This window comes from Rhodoferax sp., assembly GCF_034520025.1.
Lineage (GTDB): Bacteria > Pseudomonadota > Gammaproteobacteria > Burkholderiales > Burkholderiaceae_C > Allorhodoferax.
Genome location: NZ_JAXHNZ010000002.1, coordinates 892,903 through 908,703, shown reverse-complemented (window position 1 = coordinate 908,703; position 15,801 = coordinate 892,903). Strand labels below are relative to the sequence as shown.

The window sequence follows — 15,801 nt, the reverse complement described above, 5'->3', positions numbered from 1 at the left end:
TGCCACAATCCTGACATGTTTACCACCATCCCCACCATCATGACCTGGGCGCGGATCTTCGCGATTCCCCTCATTGTGGGCGTGTTCTACCTGCCCGGTAGCATGGCCAGCGATTACGAAAAGAACCTGGCCGCAACGGTAATGTTTGTGCTGTTTGCTTTAACCGATTGGCTTGATGGCTATCTGGCCCGCAAGCTCAATCAAACCTCTTCATTCGGAGCCTTTCTGGATCCGGTAGCCGACAAGTTTTTAGTGTGTGCATGTGTGCTCGTGCTGGTGCACTTGCAGCGTGCGGATGTTTTTGTCGCATTGATCATCATCGGGCGGGAGATCGCAATTTCTGCCCTGCGTGAGTGGATGGCGCAAATCGGTGCAAGCAAGAGCGTGGCTGTCCATATGATCGGCAAACTCAAGACGGTGGTCCAGATGGTTGCGATCCCCTTTCTACTTTTTAACGGCTTGTTGTTCGGCGTGATTGATACCCACCTGTGGGGCGTTTGGTTGATGTGGGGTGCGGCCGTCTTGACTGTGTGGTCGATGGTGTACTACCTGCAAAAGGCAATCCCTGAGATTCGGGCCCGTGCTTCGTAATCGCTGCGGATTCGGCTTGCGCATCTTGCTTTCGAGCCGCTGACAAAAGCTCACAATAAAAAACTTGTGCGTTGATGAGAAGGGCCCGGAATTCAGTCTAGAATTCGCCTCCGCGCTGATCGAAATCAGTCGCAGAAAAGCGTGATTCGCGGTGCCCCGTTAAGTTGCGGTGCCCTGAGGCGAGTCACCAGAAATTTGAAGAGACATTGTCTAACTCCGTTTCCGATTAAGGGGCCCTTGTGAACAAAACAGAATTGATCGAGCACATTGCCAAGCACGCAGATATTTCGAAGGCTGCTGCTACACGCGCTTTGGAGTCCACCATCGGTGCCGTGAAGACGACCTTGAAAAAAGGCGGTACAGTGTCGCTCGTAGGTTTTGGTACATTTGCAGTTGGCAAGCGCGCTGCACGCACTGGTCGCAACCCCCGTACCGGCGATGCGATTAAAATCAAGGCAGCAAAAGTTCCAAAATTCCGTCCAGGTAAAGCATTGAAAGATGCCCTGAACTGAAAACCGGTTTTCAGGAGGGTGATTAGCTCAGTTGGTAGAGCGTCTGCCTTACACGCAGAATGTCGGCGGTTCGAGCCCGTCATCACCCACCACACCTATCCAGCAAAGGCGAACAGTTTGTTCGCCTTTTTTGTTGTTCAAATGGAGAGTTAGCGCATGTTCGATTTTGTTCGCAAGCACACCAAGGTGTTGATGTTCTTGATGTTCTTGCTACTCATTCCCGCCTTTGTGTTGGTGGGGGTTGATGGTTACAAAAGCATGGCAGATCAGGGCGCAACGGTAGCGACCGTTGGCAAAGCAAAGATTACCCAGGAAGAATGGGACTTTGCCCACAAAAACGAAGTCGACAGACTGCGCACCTCCGTACCCAATTTGGATCCCAAGCTCCTAGATTCCCCTCAAGCACGTTACGCGACACTTGAGCGTTTGGTGCGCGACAAGGTGATGGCCGAGGCTGTTCAAGCGTCGCACCTGACCATGAGCAATGCTCGCCTGGCGCGAGAGTTGCAGCAAAACCCGACGATTGCAGGTCTGCGCAAACCCGACGGCACCATGGACATGGAGCGTTACCGGCAATTGGCGGCAAGTCAAGGTTTGACGCCAGAAGGCTTTGAAGCGCGTGTGCGCCGCGATCTCTCGTTGATGCAGGTGGAGTCGGCCATTTCGTCTACCGCTTTTTCACCGAAAGCATTGGCGGACATTGCGCTCAACGCTTTTTTTGAGCGCCGCGAAATTCAAGTAACCCGCTTCGGCCCGGCAGATTTTGTTGCGAAGGTAAATCCTTCAGAGGCTGATATTGAAGCCTACTTTCAAGCGAATACTGCGCAGTTTCAGTTCACTGAAACTGCCAACATTGAATATGTGCTCCTTGATATTGAAGCGCTGAAGAAATCGGTTGTGGTGAGCGACGCTGATTTGAAGTCTTACTTCGATCAAAACGCAAGCCGTTTTAGTGCCCAGGAAGAGCGACGTGCGAGCCATATTTTGATCAATGCGCCGAAGGACATGCCTGCGGCTGAGCGTACCAAGGCTCAAGAACGCGCAGCTGCGCTGCTCGCCCAAGTTCGCAAAGCACCCGAGACCTTTGCAGAGGTTGCCAAAAAGAATTCGCAAGATGCCGGATCTGCTGTCCGCGGAGGTGATTTGGACTATTTTGGTCGTGGCGCCATGGTGAAACCTTTTGAGGATGCAGCTTTTTCCCTGATAAAGGGTGATATCAGCGATCTGGTGGAGTCTGATTTTGGCTTCCACATTATCAAATTGGCGGATATCAAGAGCGCCAAGCAGCCGTCTTTTGACGAGGTCAAAGCCAGCCTCGAGCCGGAGCTGCGGACGCAACTGGCACAACGAAAATTTGCCGAAGCGGCTGAATCATTTACGAATGGTGTTTACGAGCAGTCGGACAGCTTGGCACCTGTTGCCGATCGTTTGAAGCTCGCAGTGAAGACCGCGAACGGGGTTCAGCGGTCGGTGCAGCCAGGTGCTACTGGTCCCCTCGCCAATAGCCGCTTTTTAGAGGCTATTTTTAGTGCTGACTCGCTGGAGAACAAGCGCAACACGGAAGCCCTTGAACTTGGTGCCAATCAATTGGTATCCGCGCGGGTCATCTCCTATAGCCCTTCGCGCGCCATGTCGCTGGCAGAAGTCAAACCTTTGGTGCGGGATCGTTTGATCGCTAGCCGGGCGCTGGAGCAGGCGAAAAAAGAAGGCGCGGATAAATTGGCTTCGGTGCAAAAAGACCCGTCAAGTGTCAGCTTCGCTGCCGCTGTGACCATGTCTCGTGACGCGAGCCAAGGCTTGCAAGGCGCAATAGTAGACGCCGCTCTGCGTGCCAGTCCTGCCAAGCTCCCTGCATTTGTGGGCGTCGACCTGGGGACACAAGGCTACGCCATTGTGCGAGTTAACAAGGTTTTGCAGCGCACTGTAGTGGAAGAGGCAAAGTCCAAGCAGGAACAAGCGCAATACGCCCAATGGGTGGCTGCCGCTGAGGGCGCTGCCTACTATGAAGGCTTGAAGCAGCGTTTCAAAGTGCAGATGAAGGTGCCTGCACCTTGAGACGCAAAACCGGCTTGAATTGAAAATGAGCTGGAAATTCGGGTTATAATTTAGCTCTACGGTGGCTGTAGCTCAGTTGGTAGAGTCCAGGATTGTGATTCCTGTTGTCGTGGGTTCGAGCCCCATCAGCCACCCCAGTTAAAAAAACCCGCTAACGCAAGTTAGCGGGTTTTTTCTTTTTTGGTTTTGAAAAGTGGCGGCCGCCTGCTTTCATCTATTCACTAGGACCACTTTGCCCATTACTTTGCGTGAACCCATGTGCGCGTAAGCGGCTTTGGCTTCGCCCATCGGTAGTGTGCGGTCAATCACCGGCTTGATTTTTCCTTGCATGTACCAGCCGGCAAGTTCTTGCATCATTTTGGCGTTCGCACCCGGCTCTTTCTTGGCAAAGTCGCCCCAGAAAACGCCTACGACAGAGGCTCCTTTCAGGAGTGCCAAGTTGAAGGGAAGCGCCGGAATAGGACCTGCGGCAAAGCCTACGACCAAATAGCGACCGCGCCATGCGATGGAGCGGAATGCCGGTTCTGCAAGATCTCCGCCCACAGGGTCGTAGATCACATCGGATCCACGTCCTTGCGTCAGTGCTTTTAGGGCATCGCGCAGATTCTCGATGCTGTAGTTGATCGTGGCATCGGCGCCGGTGCGGGTACAAAGTTCGCATTTTTCTGCGCTCGATGCGGCGGCAATCACCTTGGCCCCTGCGGCTTTGGCGATCTGGATGGCTGCAGTACCCACGCCGCCAGCGGCGCCCAAAATCAAGACCGTTTCACCTGCCTTCAGTTGCCCACGGTCTAGCAATGCATGGTGTGAAGTCGCATAGGTCATGATGAATGCTGCGGCATCCACCATCGGGAACCCTAAGGGAAGCGGCATACACATGGCAGCGGGTGCGATCGTATGGGTCGCAAAACCGCCGGTACCGCTGAGGCATGCGACTGCTTGGCCTACTTTCAAATGGGTGACGCCTTCCCCGACTGCACCCACGATTCCGGCGTACTCTGAACCTGGCACGAAGGGCAGTGCGGGCTTCATTTGGTACTTGTTTTGAACAATCAGCAGGTCTGGAAAGTTCAGACTTGCAGCGTGAATCTCCAGCAGGACTTCTCCGGCCCGGGGCTCAGGGGTTGGTAGTTCCTTCCAATGCAAGGCGTCAACGCCTGTGGGGTCTTCGCATAGCCAAGCATGCATAGTGTTTCTCCAAAGATAATTCGCCAAATCATAGAACCCGTGCGCGGAGTGTCTGCGCCCAATTGTCCCGACGGCGACCGGCTGCAGTACTGCCCCCTACAATGCCTCCACACTATTTCTTGCTATGAAAATTCTCATTTCCAACGACGACGGTTATCAAGCCCCCGGTATCGTGGCGCTTTACGAAGCGCTCAAAGATGTTGCTGAAGTGGAGGTTATTGCTCCTGAGCAAAACAACAGCGCCAAATCCAATGCACTGACGCTGCACTCGCCCTTGTATGTGCACCAGGCCGCGAACGGTTTCCGCTACGTGAACGGCACACCTGCAGATTGTGTGCACATCGCGCTTACCGGATTGCTGGATTACCGCCCAGATTTGGTGGTGTCAGGCATCAACAACGGTGCCAATATGGGGGATGACACCATCTACTCGGGCACTGTCGGTGCCGCAATGGAAGGCTTTTTGTTCGGTATTCCAGCGATTGCGTTTTCCCAAGTGGAGCGGGACTGGGTTCACCTGCAATCTGCAGCACAAAAAGCACGTGAGATGGTGCTGGCGATGCAGCAGCAAATGATTACTACCGCACCGTGGCTCCTCAATGTCAACATTCCCAATTTGCCTTTTGACATGATCGGCGCCGCTAAACTGTGTCGCTTGGGTAAGCGACACGCCGCCGAGAAAGTGATCAAGCAGCAGAGCCCCAGAGGGGAAACCATGTTCTGGATCGGTGCCGCGGGTCCGGTGAAAGACGATGCTGATGGCACTGATTTCCATGCCACAGCCCAAGGCCATGTTGCCGTGACCCCGCTCAAAGTCGATCTCACAGACCATGACAACCTGGGCTATTGGGCTCAGTCGATGAACCGTTTGACCTCATCGCCCAAGGTATGAAGGAGCGGCCCTCCTTTCCGGCGCGACTCGACACTACCCTTGCGAAGAACCGGCCGCATCCGTCAGGTGCGGTAATGCCACTGGGACCGCGGGGCCAAGCAGTTTCCGTAACAGGTACTGCTAAAACGGTGGCTCCCAAAAGTGGAGTCTCCGGCGTACCTATCCCCGAAGGTTTGGGGATGGATTCGCTGGCGGTGAGGCAACGCATGGTGCAAAAGCTGGCCGGGCAAGGTGTTACAGACCCCTTGGTCTTGTCTGCTATGGGGTCGATTGAGCGACACCGGTTTGTGGACAGTGGCTTAGTGAACCAGGCCTACGAAGACACCAGCTTGCCCATCGGGCTGGGACAAACCATTTCCAAGCCGGGAGTGGTGTCTCGCATGATCGAGCTGTTGCGTAATGGAGCGACCGGGCCCACGGGCCGCGTGCTGGAAATTGGCACCGGTTGCGGCTACCAAGCGGCAGTGCTGAGCCGTGTGGCCACAGAGGTCTACAGCATTGAGCGCTTGAAGGGTTTGCACGACAAAGCCCGAGACAATTTGAGGCCTCTGCGCTTGCCCAATGTGCATTTACTGTTCGGGGATGGCATGGCGGGTTATCCCAAGGGTGGGCCTTATGCAGGAATTATTTCGGCCGCCGGAGGCGATGCTTTGCCGCAAGCGTGGATTGATCAATTAGCTGTGGGTGGACGCTTGGTTGCTCCCGTGGTGCACGCCGGAGGGCAGGCGCTCCTGGTCGTTGACAAAACAGCCCAGGGCCTGCGCCAGAGCATTCTGGAGGCGGTGCATTTTGTACCCCTAAAATCGGGCGTTGCCTGAAGGGAAAAATCAATATGGTTGGTAAGCGTAGTTTGTGGTTTGGTGTTGCGGGTGCCGCGGTACTGGTGGTGGCGGGTTGTGGCTCGAAGCCCATTACCCGTGCGCCTGTCGAGGATCGCTCCAGCCAAGCGCCGCAACAAACGGTGAGCACCGACCCGCGCACCCAAGCGGTCAAGCAGCCTCCCGGCTTTGAGAATGCAGGCAAACCGGGCTATTACACCGTCAAGCCCGGCGATACGCTGATTCGTATTGGCTTGGAAAGCGGCCAAAGTCATAAAGACATCGCACGCTGGAACGCGCTGGACAACCCCAACAAAATTGAAGTGGGCCAAGTACTGCGGATCGTGCAGCCGGTAGCGGTTGCGGAAGCTGCTGGTACCAAGCCGGTCGCTAACAGCAGTAGCACTGTGACGGCGCTGCCGCCCGCTAACGGGCAGTCTTCGGCAGCGAGTGCGCCGGCCAGAGCGGCCTCCGCCACCACCGCGGCAGCGAGTGCACCGGCCAAGGCAGCATCTGCTTCTACCAGTGCTCCTGCGGTTGCGGCGGCAACCCCCGCTGCCGCGAGCGACGATGCAGTCGCTTGGATGTGGCCGGGCAATGGCGCGGTGCTAGCTGGGTTCGATGAAGTCAAAAACAAAGGCTTGGACATCGGCGGGAATGCCGGAGACCCCGTCTTGGCAGCGGGTGAGGGGAAAGTCGTGTACGCCGGTGCCGGATTGCGCGGCTATGGCAACCTGATCATCCTCAAGCACAACAACACCTTCTTGACGGCCTATGCCCATAACCAGACCTTGCTGGTGAAAGAAGACCAGACGGTGAAGAAGGGTCAAAAGATCGCCGAAATGGGCAGCACCGATGCAGATCGCGTCAAGTTGCATTTCGAGGTTCGCCGCCAAGGCAAACCGGTGGATCCGATGAAATACCTACCCGCTCGTTAGGCTGCTGAGGCTTTTTTATCGCCTAAGCAATCCGAGGAGAGATCGGCGCGGAGTTGTGGAGGGGATGCGGTCGGACCTGAGACAATTCAGGGATGACTGACGAACACAACAACGACATAGCGGCCACGCCGCAGCTGCCTGATGGCTGGCTGGCAGTGAAATCTCTAGACCTCGAGGCCCAGGGGGTCGCCCACCGCCCTGACGGCAAAGTGGTGTTTATCGAAGGGGCGCTCCCCTTTGAAGTGGTGAGTGCTCAGATGCACCGCAGTAAGGCCAGTTTCGAAAAGGGCACTCTGACCGAGATCCACATCGAGTCTTCTCAACGGGTGCAGCCGGCTTGCCCGCACTTTGGTCTGCATGAAGGCGCCTGTGGCGGCTGCAAGATGCAGCACTTGCACGTAGGGGCCCAAGTGGCCGTGAAGCAACGTGTACTGGAAGACAACCTGCATCACATCGGCAAACTCAAGCCGGACAATGTGGTACGTCCGATCGAGGGTCCCTCGTGGGGCTACCGCTACCGGGGTCGTTTGTCCGTGCGATTTGTGCGGAAAAAGGGTGCGGTGCTGATTGGCTTCCATGAGCGCAAGAGCCGCTATGTGGCGGATATGAAGGTCTGCCACGTGCTGGCGCCCAGGGTCAGCGCGATGCTGATGCCCCTGCGTCAGCTGATCGAATCCATGGACGCCGTGGAAACCATTCCGCAACTTGAGCTCGCCATGGGCGACATCAGCGACCAACAAGACAATCAGGCTGGCGTTATTGCGTTGGTCCTGCGCCATATGGAGCCCCTGTCGGAGGCTGACAAAGGCCGCCTGCGGGCCTTTGCAGCGACCCAAGCGGGCTTGCAATGGTGGTTGCAGCCCAAGGGCCCCGAAACCATTCACCGCCTTGATGAGTTGCCGGGCCATGAGACTGGAGAGTTGGCTTACAGCCTGCCTGACTTTGGCATCACCATGCCGTTCCGCCCGACCGATTTCACACAGGTCAACCCCCACATTAACCGGGTGCTGGTCTCAAGGGCGCTGGGACTTTTGCAGGTGGAGAAGACTGAACGCGTGATTGATTGGTTCTGCGGCTTGGGTAATTTCACCTTGCCACTGGCCACCCAAGCGCGAGAAGTGCTGGGTATTGAAGGGGCGGAAGCCCTGGTGGCCCGCTCGCGTGAAAACCTGGTCTTCAATTCCAAGCGAAAAGCGGCTGCAGCCCTCGCAGAATCTCCGTTGGCAGCTACTGAATTTGTAGCGCGTAACCTGTTCGAAATGACGCCTGAGCTGTTGATTGCGGACGGCTCCGCTGACAAGTGGTTGATTGACCCACCGCGTGAGGGTGCCTATGCACTGGTGCAAGCCTTGGCAGCGTTATGCCAGCAGCCCGAGCTGCGCAAGGGCTGGACACCACCCAAGCGCATTGTGTATGTGAGCTGTGCGCCTGCCACCTTGGCCCGGGACGCTGGAGTGCTGGTCAATGAGGCCGGCTACACCTGCTCCAAGGCTGGCGTAGTAAACATGTTCCCCCACACGGCGCACGTGGAGAGCATTGCGGTGTTTGAGCGAAAAGACTGAGCCCTTGGCGCGAAGCACTAACCTTTGGGTTTGACCTTGGGTTTCGCTTTGGGATCTTCCTCTTCTTCCGTGATCACGGCCTCTGCTGGCTGTGGTGGTGGTGGAGGTGGAGGGGGTTTCAAGCCTTGGGGCGCAACCCCTTCAATTTTGTTTTCGCGCATGTAGAGATCCATCTCTTTCCAGCCGTTGAAAATGGCGGATTTGGATGCTTTCTCGTTGAGCGAGTAGCAGTCTTCAATACTGCGCAGCCCGTGCCGGCAGGCACTGCCGATGGCTTTGGCCTCCGCTTCGCGTTGCGCGATCCTCGGGTCGGCCATTGCTGCCTGAATCGATTGCAGATCGCAACCTGAGAGCAGCAAGGGGAGTAGCAACAGAAGAGGGCGTAGTGTCATAGGGCGGATGAAGTGCTACTGGTGTTATCGGCATTCCGGTGTTGATATTGACAACAAAAAAGGCCCCTCAGGGCCTTTTTTGCGCAACAGCTGCCCATTTGCGGCAGCAGACCCGCTTAGTCGCGCTCGCCGCCGAAAATGCCCAGCAAAGCAAGCAAGTTCTGAAACACGTTCACGATGTTCAGGTACAGGCTAAGGGTCGCGGTGATGTAGTTGGTTTCGCCGCCGTCCACGATGCGCTTCACGTCATACAGCATCCAGAAGCTGAAGATGCCGATGGCGGCCATGGACAAAGCCATCATGCCGGCCGTAGAGTCCACGAAGGCGTTTACCAAACCACCCACGATCAGCACGATTGTGCCGACAAACAGCCATTTGCCCATACCACTCAGATCGCGCTTGATCACGGTGGCCAAACTGGCCATGGCGAAGAACACACCCGCGGTGCCGGCAAATGCCGTCATGATGAGTTGGGGGCCATTGCTAAAGCCCAGGGTACGCTGGATCAGGGGAGACATCATCAGCCCCATGAAGAAAGTAAAGGCCAGTAGCACCGGGACGCCGGCAGCAGAATTCTTGGTCTTTTCAATCGCGAAAATGAAGCCGAAAGCAATTGCCATGAACAGCACGAAGCCAAGGATGCCGCTGAAAATCGGGCCCAAGTTCATCGCCACACCGACCCAAGCGCCCACTACGGTGGGAATCATGCTCAGTGAGAGCAGCCAATATGTGTTGCGCAGCACCTTGTTGCGTTGCGCGGTTGATGCGCCATAGCCCAGGCTCTGGCCAAAGGTAGTAGTGCGATCGGTCATGGTGTAACTCCAGTTGTTGACTGCTTGAGTCGCGCACATGCACGGTTACAGCAAACGGTATGTACATTCTAGGCCTTCGTGCTGCCACCCCCACGGTTTGTATGCTTATTCTTGTCAATTCGGGTAGAGGTGATCTGCGTGCAAGCGGGGTAAAGGGACGCCGCGTTTGGTTATGCTAAAGGTTTTCACCTTTATCACTTGCACACCTTATGAAAACCAAAGCCGTTCTCGAATTTGCCGACGTCACCGCCATCGCCGCCGCCGCTCAGGCAGAAGCTGCGAAGCACAGCTGGGCCGTGAGTATTGCCATCGTGGACGATGGTGGTCATTTGTTGTCATTCCAGCGCCTGGATGGCGCGGCTCCCATCTCTTCTCACATCGCACCCGGAAAGGCCCGCACCGCTGCTTTGGGACGTCGCGAGAGCAAAGTGTATGAAGACATGATCAACGGCGGCCGCGTGTCGTTTTTGAGCGCACCCAACCTCGATGCCCTGTTGGAAGGCGGCGTGCCGATCATGAAGGACGGCCAATGCTTGGGTGCGGTGGGTGTGAGCGGTGTGAAGTCGAACGAAGACGCCCAGATCGCCAAGGCCGGTATTGCGGCTATTGGTCTATAAGCCAACGGATTGCTATTAAAAATATAGCGGGTAGTGCACGTTCTATGTGCGCTACCCGCTTTTTTTATGGTGATACTGCTATTTGGTCAGAATCAGTTTGCCTGCTTTCGTGGTTTGCAGGCGGTAGCGCTGGCCGTTGTATTCAATGTCCACACTCTGGCGCTCGCCGAGCAGTGTGCTCGCCTTGACAACCCGGTTGCCGGCGCTATCGACCGGCTTGGCGGCGTTGCGCCGCTCCCCGGACCCCAGCGGGCTGGGCATGGGGGCAAGGGTGCCGGGTAGTGACTGAGGGGATTCCATACGTCAAGTCGATACGCGCCGCGCTCAACGTGTCGGCTCGGAGATGAAACCGATTTTTCGCAGCCCCGCCTGTTGGGCGTGTGCCATGGCTTGTGCCACGAATTCATAGCGCACGGCTTTGTCCCCGCGGATATGCAATTCCGGTTGTGGATTCTTGGCAGCCTCGGCTTGCAGTACCCCGCTCAGGGCATCGCTGGCGACCAGCGATTGGTTCAGAAAATAAGCGCCTTGCGCGTCCACACTCAGCTGCAGTGTTTCCGGCTTGACCTGCTTCGGCTGGCTTGTGGCGGTGGGCAGCTCTACATTGACAGCGTGTTTCATCACCGGCACGGTAATGATGAAGATGATGAGCAGCACCAACATCACATCGACCAGCGGTGTCATGTTGATCTCGTTCATAACCTCGGCGTCGTTATCCGATCCAGCGTCTTGCATTCCAAATGACATGGGGGCTCCTTGGGCGGATCAGGCTTTTTTCATGGCGACGACTTTGCTGTCACCGCTTTGGACGTGGGTGACCCGTGCACCCGTCACAAAGTAGGCGTGCAAATCGTGGGCGAAACGGTTGAGCTTGGTCAGGATGGACTTGTTGCCACGCACCAGCGCGTTGTAGCCCAGCACTGCCGGGATGGCCACAGCCAAGCCCAAGGCGGTCATGATCAGCGCCTCGCCGATCGGGCCGGCGACCTTGTCGATAGTGGCTTGGCCTGATGCGCCAATGCCCATGAGTGCGTGGTAGATGCCCCAAACGGTTCCAAACAAGCCCACGAAAGGTGCTGTAGACCCGACCGACGCCAACACGGCCAAGCCGCTCTGGAAACGCGCGGTGCTGTCATCGATGCTGTTGCGCAGGGCGCGGCTGATCCAGTCGCTGATGTCCAGGGCGTCATGCAATTGGGTTTGGGTGTGGCGGTGGTGGGCGGTAGCCTCTTGCCCCGAACGCGCCAATTGAACGAACGGGTTGTCGACTGGGTTGCCCAGGGTCGTCATGCCGGATTCAAAGTCAGCGCTATGCCAGAAGCTTTCGGTGCGGCCTGCGAGCGACTTGAACTTGAATATGTCCAAGGCCTTGATCAGGATCACGATCCATGATGCCAAGGACATGCCGAGCAGCAAAATAGCCACCGATTTGGTGACCCAGTCGCCTTGGTTCCAGAGGGTGATGAGGCCGAGTTGCGATTCCATAAATAGCTCCGAAGAAAAACGAATTAAATAAAAGAGAAAGAGCTGACTACCGTGTGAGCTGCCAGTTAAGGGGCACGTCAAACCACATGCCCTGAGCGACACCAGCGCGCTTGCCCGGGGCATAGCGCCATTTCAGAGCGGTCTCTATCGAGGCTTGATCCAAGCGGTCAAAACCGCTGCTTTGCTTGACACTGGCTTGGCTGGGATGCCCGTCAGCATCGATGAATATCCGCACCACGACGCGGCCTTGCTCACCCAAGCGCTTGCTGATTGCGGGGTAGGCAGGTTTGGTGTTGTTCAGGTAATCGGCATCGCTGGAAGGCAATTCGATCTTTAGCGGAGCCGGTGGTGCGGGCGGGGCTGCAGGTGCATTGCTACTGCCAGTGGCATTGCTTTGTGTAGCCGCCGTTGCAGTAGGGGCTGCCACAGAAGGTGCAGGTGTATTGGCAGAGGGGGCAATCGCCAAGGGTGTGGGCGCGGGTTCAGGTGCCACTGTGGGTGTGGGTGCAGGCACTGGCGGTGTCGGTTGTTTGGTGGTGACTGTTTTGGTGGGTGTTTTGGGCTGTGGGGTGGCACGCGGTGCGGGTGGTGGCGATGCGGGGGTTACAAACTCCACCAAGATTTCGGCGGGCACCACCACCTCTACGACGCGCTTGAGCAAGCCGCTCTGAACGGCCCACAAAACCGCCACGTGGAAGGCAACTACCGTCAGGACGATGCTGGTGTTACGACTGAAGGCGGGAAGTGCGCCAAAACGCGGAAGTGCAAAAGTAGACATAGGCAATAAAAATCATCAAGGGCGTTGTGCGTGGCCTGTGGCCTCAGGTGTCGGCCCACATACGCAGCATATTGTGATAAACGCCGGTGAGTGCCGTGGTTTCCTCCGAATCGCCGTGCCGACGCCGGATTGCCAGCAAATTCATATCGAGTTCATACAGCATCCGGCGTTGCTCGTCGCTGCGAACCAGGCTCTCAATCCAGAAAAAGCAGGCGATACGGTGCCCGCGGGTCACGGGTTTGACCTGGTGCAGGCTGGTGCCTGGATAGAGGACCGCGTGACCCGCCGGCAGCTTGACCATCTTTTCACCGTAAGTATCAGCGATCGTGAGTTCGCCGCCGTCATAGTCCTCTGGGTCATTAAGGAAGACGGTGCAGGACACATCCGTTCGCAACCGCTGTCCGCTCTCGGGCATATAGCGAACCGCGCCATCAATGTGGTTGCCGTAAAAGTTACTGCCCCCCCCGTACCGGTTGACGCGGGGTGGGAACACCTTTTTGGGCAGTGCTGCGGAAAAGAAGGTGGTGTTGCGGTCCAGACCCCGCAACACCAGTTCGCGGATGCTGCGGGCAATGTCACCCTCGTGGTCCAGCTGCTCGTTGTTTTTGACCTGCCTGGCCAACTCACCGGTGCCTTTGCGCCCATCCGTCCACGGAGCCTCCTTTAACAGGTGCTGGGCATGGGCGACCTCGTCAGAGGTCAGCAGATCGGGCAGGTGCAAAAGCATGGCGGTGGCTGGCAGTTAAGGTCGCTGGCTTAGAACTTCAGGTTCAAAGTGGCTTGCAGATTCCGGCCGGGGCCGGGTGTGTAGAAGCTGGTGTACAGACCATCTGCGTACAACTTGTCCAGTGCGTTGGTCAGGTTGACTTTGAGCACTACTTTTTCGTTGAACTTGTACTCGCCCATCAGGTCGAGCGTGGCGTAGCCGGGTGCAAAGAAGCCCGGATTGCGGTTGGGCGACTGCTCGCTACGGAAGTTCACGCCAGTGCCTGCACGGAATTGGGGAGTGAATTGGTAGGTAGTCCACACCGTACCGCTATGCACGGGGGTCAAGGAAGGTCGATCGCCTACACGGTCACCCGCTGTGTTCTGAGAGCAATTTCCTGTTGCAGGGCACGGGGCTGCCGCATCCACCATGGCGTCGGGCATCCACATGTAGGAGCCGTAAATCTCCCACTTTGGGGTCAACATGCCCGAGGCGTCAATTTCCAGCCCGGTGGCATGGCGCTGACCGGACAGCACCGGTGTTGCTGCGGCATTGTCAGGGTCGGTGTTGCGCTCGTTGAATTTCACCGACTGGAAAATCGCCAGACGCGTCGTGTAGCGCTTGTCTGCGGAGTCCAATTTGGCACCGATTTCCACGTTCCGGCTTTGTTCCGGTTTCGCATTGGAGTTACCGGCGCTGTACGAATAGGTGTCACCGGAAGTGTTGAAAGATGTTCCCCAAGAAAAGTGGAACGAGCTCAGCTCAGTGGGTTGGTACATCACGCCAACCCGCTGACTCCAATTGGCAATACTCTGCTCAAAGGCTGCCGTTTTCACGCCAGCTGCGCTTTCTGTGATGTAGTTGCCGCGCATGCGGTCAAAACGCAAGCCACCCAGTACTTTCCAATGATCGGCCACTTGAACCAAGTCCATGGCGTACAGGCCGAGGTTGTCGGCTTGGAATGCGTTCGCTCGCGTGACGATGCGCGCCGATTCGTCCACTGAAGCTCCGTCGTTAGGGGTGCCGACGGTGGTGGCGGGGCGGGATGCGCCGCCGGTGGCCCTGAAAACGTTTTTGTTTTCTTGGCCAAAATCCACGCCAGTGAACAACTCATGCTTCACGCCAAAGGCCGAGAATTTCTTGGTGTAATCCGTTTGCAAATACACCGAGTTCAGGTCTTGGATCTTGTTTTGAGGGCGGCGGGTTAAAACAGTGGCATCAGTGAAGTTGTTGATGCCGGTGCCTGTGGCGTAGCTCCAGAGGGTGGCGCGCTGGTCGCGGGTGTAGACGCCACGGCGCACAGAGGTTTTCAGCTCACTATCGTCTTGAAAGCGGTGGGTGTGGCTAGCGGTGATGTAATCTGCGGTCCCCTTGTTGTAGTCGCTGGCCATGCCGTAATAGGTTTGGGGCGCGATAGCGTCGTTCAAGACAGAGCTCGTGGTTGCTGCGGTGGAAGTGGGTCGGATCCAGCGCACGCCGTAGTTGATCCCGTTGTCGTTGTCCAGCGACATGAGTCCCACCGAGAACTCATCCTTGGTGCCGATACCCCAGCGGTAGTTGGCGGCGATACCGCGTTTGTCGATGCTGCTTCCTGCGGCGTTGTTGTCGGCCTTGGTCGCCATGGCATTGATACGCAGGCCCGAGTCTTCACCGGTTTGGATGTTGAAGTCGCCTGTCACCCGGCGGTAGTTGTACATGCCGACGGTGGTGCTGATTTCATGGTCGTCAATGGCACGACCTTGCTTGCTGCTTTGGTTGACAGCGCCCCCGGTGGAGCCGCGGCCGAACAGCATGGATGCGGAGCCGCGCAGCAGTTCGATTTTGTCGCTATTGAAGGTGTCGCGGTCGTAGAAGGCAGGGTCGCGCATGCCATCGACAAAAATATCGCCGGTTTGCGCCAGCGAAAAGCCGCGCAGGCGGATATCTTCTTCGCCACCCTCTGCCGCCAGAAAGGTGACGCCAGCTGTGTTGTGCAGCACCTCTTTCAAGGTGTCCAGATTCCGGTCGTCCACTAGCTTTTCAGTCACCACGGTAATGGACTGGGGAATGTCCCGCAGCTCTTGCTTACCTTTGCCGATCGATGTCGTGGTGGCACGCACCGAGTCTTTGCCCCGTGCCTCTTCGGCCTTTTCGGTGATGGTGACGGGTTTGAGTGTTTTGACAGCTTCCGCCCCGGTGTCTTGGGCTACCGCAGAGAAAGATCCTGCCAGCAGCATCGCGCCCAAGGGGAGCAAGGTCGCAGGGTTGGCCGCTAAAGGCGTCGGGGAAGGGAAGGGGCGAGTAGTGGGCATAGCGCTCTCAACGTTCAATGAAAAGAATTTGCTGGCTATGTCTCCCACCGGCAGAGCGGTCTTGGACGTGGCTTGCTAACGTGCGAACCAAACAAGAAGCATTCCTGTTTGGTTTCAAAAAAATGACCTAGGAATGACGGGTCATGGTGATGGTTTTCCAAGCA

General features: G+C 56.8%; 17 protein-coding genes and 2 tRNA genes. 10 read left to right on the top strand and 9 right to left on the bottom strand.

Annotation, left to right across the window (positions count from 1 at the left end):
- Nucleotides 1-15 precede the first annotated feature (15 nt).
- The 5 genes from pgsA to U5L73_RS12570 all read left to right on the top strand — a co-directional run bounded on the left by pgsA (nucleotide 16) and on the right by U5L73_RS12570 (nucleotide 3,295).
- A complete protein-coding gene (gene pgsA / locus U5L73_RS12590; RefSeq protein ID WP_322562677.1) occupies nucleotides 16-591 on the top strand; it encodes a CDP-diacylglycerol--glycerol-3-phosphate 3-phosphatidyltransferase in 576 nt (191 codons plus the stop codon).
- A gap of 239 nt (nucleotides 592-830) precedes the next feature.
- Nucleotides 831-1,103 carry an HU family DNA-binding protein gene (locus tag U5L73_RS12585; protein WP_142810653.1) on the top strand — a complete coding sequence of 91 codons (273 nt, stop codon included), beginning with the start codon at nucleotides 831-833 and terminating at the stop codon, nucleotides 1,101-1,103.
- A gap of 16 nt (nucleotides 1,104-1,119) precedes the next feature.
- A tRNA-Val gene (locus tag U5L73_RS12580) sits at nucleotides 1,120-1,195 on the top strand.
- A 64-nt stretch (nucleotides 1,196-1,259) separates the two neighbouring features.
- Entirely contained in the window at nucleotides 1,260-3,158 is a 1,899-nt protein-coding gene (locus tag U5L73_RS12575; RefSeq protein WP_322562676.1) for a peptidylprolyl isomerase, read from the top strand.
- Between the two features lie 61 nt (nucleotides 3,159-3,219).
- Nucleotides 3,220-3,295 (top strand) — tRNA-His (locus U5L73_RS12570).
- A gap of 73 nt (nucleotides 3,296-3,368) precedes the next feature.
- On the opposite strand, the gene U5L73_RS12565 is transcribed toward U5L73_RS12570, so the two are convergent.
- Complete coding sequence (locus tag U5L73_RS12565) at nucleotides 3,369-4,346, bottom strand: NADPH:quinone oxidoreductase family protein (RefSeq protein WP_322562675.1); 978 nt, start codon at nucleotides 4,344-4,346, stop codon at nucleotides 3,369-3,371.
- 124 nt (nucleotides 4,347-4,470) lie between these two features.
- On the opposite strand from U5L73_RS12565, the gene surE reads away from it, so the two are divergent.
- The 4 genes from surE to rlmD all read left to right on the top strand — a co-directional run bounded on the left by surE (nucleotide 4,471) and on the right by rlmD (nucleotide 8,556).
- Nucleotides 4,471-5,238, top strand: a complete 768-nt coding sequence (gene surE / locus U5L73_RS12560) for a 5'/3'-nucleotidase SurE (RefSeq protein ID WP_322562674.1) — start codon at nucleotides 4,471-4,473, stop codon at nucleotides 5,236-5,238.
- Nucleotides 5,235-6,056 (top strand): protein-L-isoaspartate(D-aspartate) O-methyltransferase, encoded by an 822-nt coding sequence (locus U5L73_RS12555; RefSeq protein ID WP_322562673.1) that lies wholly within the window; start codon nucleotides 5,235-5,237, stop codon nucleotides 6,054-6,056. Before surE ends, U5L73_RS12555 begins: the two co-directional genes overlap by 4 nt.
- Before the next feature lie 14 nt (nucleotides 6,057-6,070).
- The gene (locus U5L73_RS12550; RefSeq protein WP_322562672.1) at nucleotides 6,071-6,994 is read left to right on the top strand and encodes a peptidoglycan DD-metalloendopeptidase family protein; all 924 of its coding nucleotides are present in this window, start codon (nucleotides 6,071-6,073) and stop codon (nucleotides 6,992-6,994) included.
- Between the two features lie 92 nt (nucleotides 6,995-7,086).
- The gene (gene rlmD, locus U5L73_RS12545; protein ID WP_322562671.1) at nucleotides 7,087-8,556 is read left to right on the top strand and encodes a 23S rRNA (uracil(1939)-C(5))-methyltransferase RlmD; all 1,470 of its coding nucleotides are present in this window, start codon (nucleotides 7,087-7,089) and stop codon (nucleotides 8,554-8,556) included.
- Nucleotides 8,557-8,573: 17 nt separating this feature from the next.
- Here rlmD and U5L73_RS12540 read toward each other — a convergent pair whose 3' ends face one another.
- Both U5L73_RS12540 and U5L73_RS12535 read right to left on the bottom strand, forming a co-directional pair.
- Nucleotides 8,574-8,948 carry a hypothetical protein gene (locus U5L73_RS12540; RefSeq protein ID WP_322562670.1) on the bottom strand — a complete coding sequence of 125 codons (375 nt, stop codon included), beginning with the start codon at nucleotides 8,946-8,948 and terminating at the stop codon, nucleotides 8,574-8,576.
- A gap of 116 nt (nucleotides 8,949-9,064) precedes the next feature.
- Nucleotides 9,065-9,760 (bottom strand): Bax inhibitor-1/YccA family protein, encoded by a 696-nt coding sequence (locus tag U5L73_RS12535; protein ID WP_322562669.1) that lies wholly within the window; start codon nucleotides 9,758-9,760, stop codon nucleotides 9,065-9,067.
- 209 nt (nucleotides 9,761-9,969) lie between these two features.
- On the opposite strand from U5L73_RS12535, the gene U5L73_RS12530 reads away from it, so the two are divergent.
- On the top strand, nucleotides 9,970-10,377 hold the full coding sequence (locus U5L73_RS12530) for a heme-binding protein (protein WP_313880385.1): 408 nt from the start codon (nucleotides 9,970-9,972) through the stop codon (nucleotides 10,375-10,377).
- Between the two features lie 78 nt (nucleotides 10,378-10,455).
- Here the strand turns inward: U5L73_RS12530 and hemP are convergent, their stop codons facing one another.
- From hemP to U5L73_RS12500, 6 genes are read right to left on the bottom strand one after another with little or no spacing between them, the layout of a single operon-like run.
- A complete protein-coding gene (gene hemP / locus U5L73_RS12525; RefSeq protein WP_322562668.1) occupies nucleotides 10,456-10,677 on the bottom strand; it encodes a hemin uptake protein HemP in 222 nt (73 codons plus the stop codon).
- Nucleotides 10,678-10,701: 24 nt separating this feature from the next.
- Nucleotides 10,702-11,124, bottom strand: coding sequence for a biopolymer transporter ExbD (locus U5L73_RS12520; protein ID WP_322562667.1), 423 nt, complete (start codon nucleotides 11,122-11,124; stop codon nucleotides 10,702-10,704).
- A gap of 18 nt (nucleotides 11,125-11,142) precedes the next feature.
- Complete coding sequence (locus tag U5L73_RS12515; RefSeq protein ID WP_322562666.1) at nucleotides 11,143-11,862, bottom strand: MotA/TolQ/ExbB proton channel family protein; 720 nt, start codon at nucleotides 11,860-11,862, stop codon at nucleotides 11,143-11,145.
- A 46-nt stretch (nucleotides 11,863-11,908) separates the two neighbouring features.
- On the bottom strand, nucleotides 11,909-12,640 hold the full coding sequence (locus tag U5L73_RS12510; protein ID WP_322562665.1) for an energy transducer TonB: 732 nt from the start codon (nucleotides 12,638-12,640) through the stop codon (nucleotides 11,909-11,911).
- Nucleotides 12,641-12,683: 43 nt separating this feature from the next.
- On the bottom strand, nucleotides 12,684-13,367 hold the full coding sequence (locus U5L73_RS12505) for a Fe2+-dependent dioxygenase (RefSeq protein WP_322562664.1): 684 nt from the start codon (nucleotides 13,365-13,367) through the stop codon (nucleotides 12,684-12,686).
- 29 nt (nucleotides 13,368-13,396) lie between these two features.
- On the bottom strand, nucleotides 13,397-15,637 hold the full coding sequence (locus tag U5L73_RS12500) for a TonB-dependent receptor (protein ID WP_322562663.1): 2,241 nt from the start codon (nucleotides 15,635-15,637) through the stop codon (nucleotides 13,397-13,399).
- Nucleotides 15,638-15,801: the final 164 nt, after the last annotated feature.

What these genes read in the sequence shown, in the direction of transcription:
- U5L73_RS12500 (WP_322562663.1), bottom strand. Translation starts at nt 15,637, where the DNA reads ATGCCCACTACTCGCCCCTTCCCTTCCCCGACGCCTTTAGCGGCCAAC.
- U5L73_RS12535 (WP_322562669.1), bottom strand. Translation starts at nt 9,760, where the DNA reads ATGACCGATCGCACTACTACCTTTGGCCAGAGCCTGGGCTATGGCGCA.
- surE (WP_322562674.1), top strand. Translation starts at nt 4,471, where the DNA reads ATGAAAATTCTCATTTCCAACGACGACGGTTATCAAGCCCCCGGTATC.
- rlmD (WP_322562671.1), top strand. Translation starts at nt 7,087, where the DNA reads ATGACTGACGAACACAACAACGACATAGCGGCCACGCCGCAGCTGCCT.
- U5L73_RS12575 (WP_322562676.1), top strand. Translation starts at nt 1,260, where the DNA reads ATGTTCGATTTTGTTCGCAAGCACACCAAGGTGTTGATGTTCTTGATG.
- U5L73_RS12530 (WP_313880385.1), top strand. Translation starts at nt 9,970, where the DNA reads ATGAAAACCAAAGCCGTTCTCGAATTTGCCGACGTCACCGCCATCGCC.
- hemP (WP_322562668.1), bottom strand. Translation starts at nt 10,677, where the DNA reads ATGGAATCCCCTCAGTCACTACCCGGCACCCTTGCCCCCATGCCCAGC.
- U5L73_RS12565 (WP_322562675.1), bottom strand. Translation starts at nt 4,346, where the DNA reads ATGCATGCTTGGCTATGCGAAGACCCCACAGGCGTTGACGCCTTGCAT.
- U5L73_RS12515 (WP_322562666.1), bottom strand. Translation starts at nt 11,862, where the DNA reads ATGGAATCGCAACTCGGCCTCATCACCCTCTGGAACCAAGGCGACTGG.
- U5L73_RS12540 (WP_322562670.1), bottom strand. Translation starts at nt 8,948, where the DNA reads ATGACACTACGCCCTCTTCTGTTGCTACTCCCCTTGCTGCTCTCAGGT.
- U5L73_RS12510 (WP_322562665.1), bottom strand. Translation starts at nt 12,640, where the DNA reads ATGTCTACTTTTGCACTTCCGCGTTTTGGCGCACTTCCCGCCTTCAGT.
- U5L73_RS12555 (WP_322562673.1), top strand. Translation starts at nt 5,235, where the DNA reads ATGAAGGAGCGGCCCTCCTTTCCGGCGCGACTCGACACTACCCTTGCG.
- U5L73_RS12550 (WP_322562672.1), top strand. Translation starts at nt 6,071, where the DNA reads ATGGTTGGTAAGCGTAGTTTGTGGTTTGGTGTTGCGGGTGCCGCGGTA.
- U5L73_RS12520 (WP_322562667.1), bottom strand. Translation starts at nt 11,124, where the DNA reads ATGTCATTTGGAATGCAAGACGCTGGATCGGATAACGACGCCGAGGTT.
- U5L73_RS12505 (WP_322562664.1), bottom strand. Translation starts at nt 13,367, where the DNA reads ATGCTTTTGCACCTGCCCGATCTGCTGACCTCTGACGAGGTCGCCCAT.
- pgsA (WP_322562677.1), top strand. Translation starts at nt 16, where the DNA reads ATGTTTACCACCATCCCCACCATCATGACCTGGGCGCGGATCTTCGCG.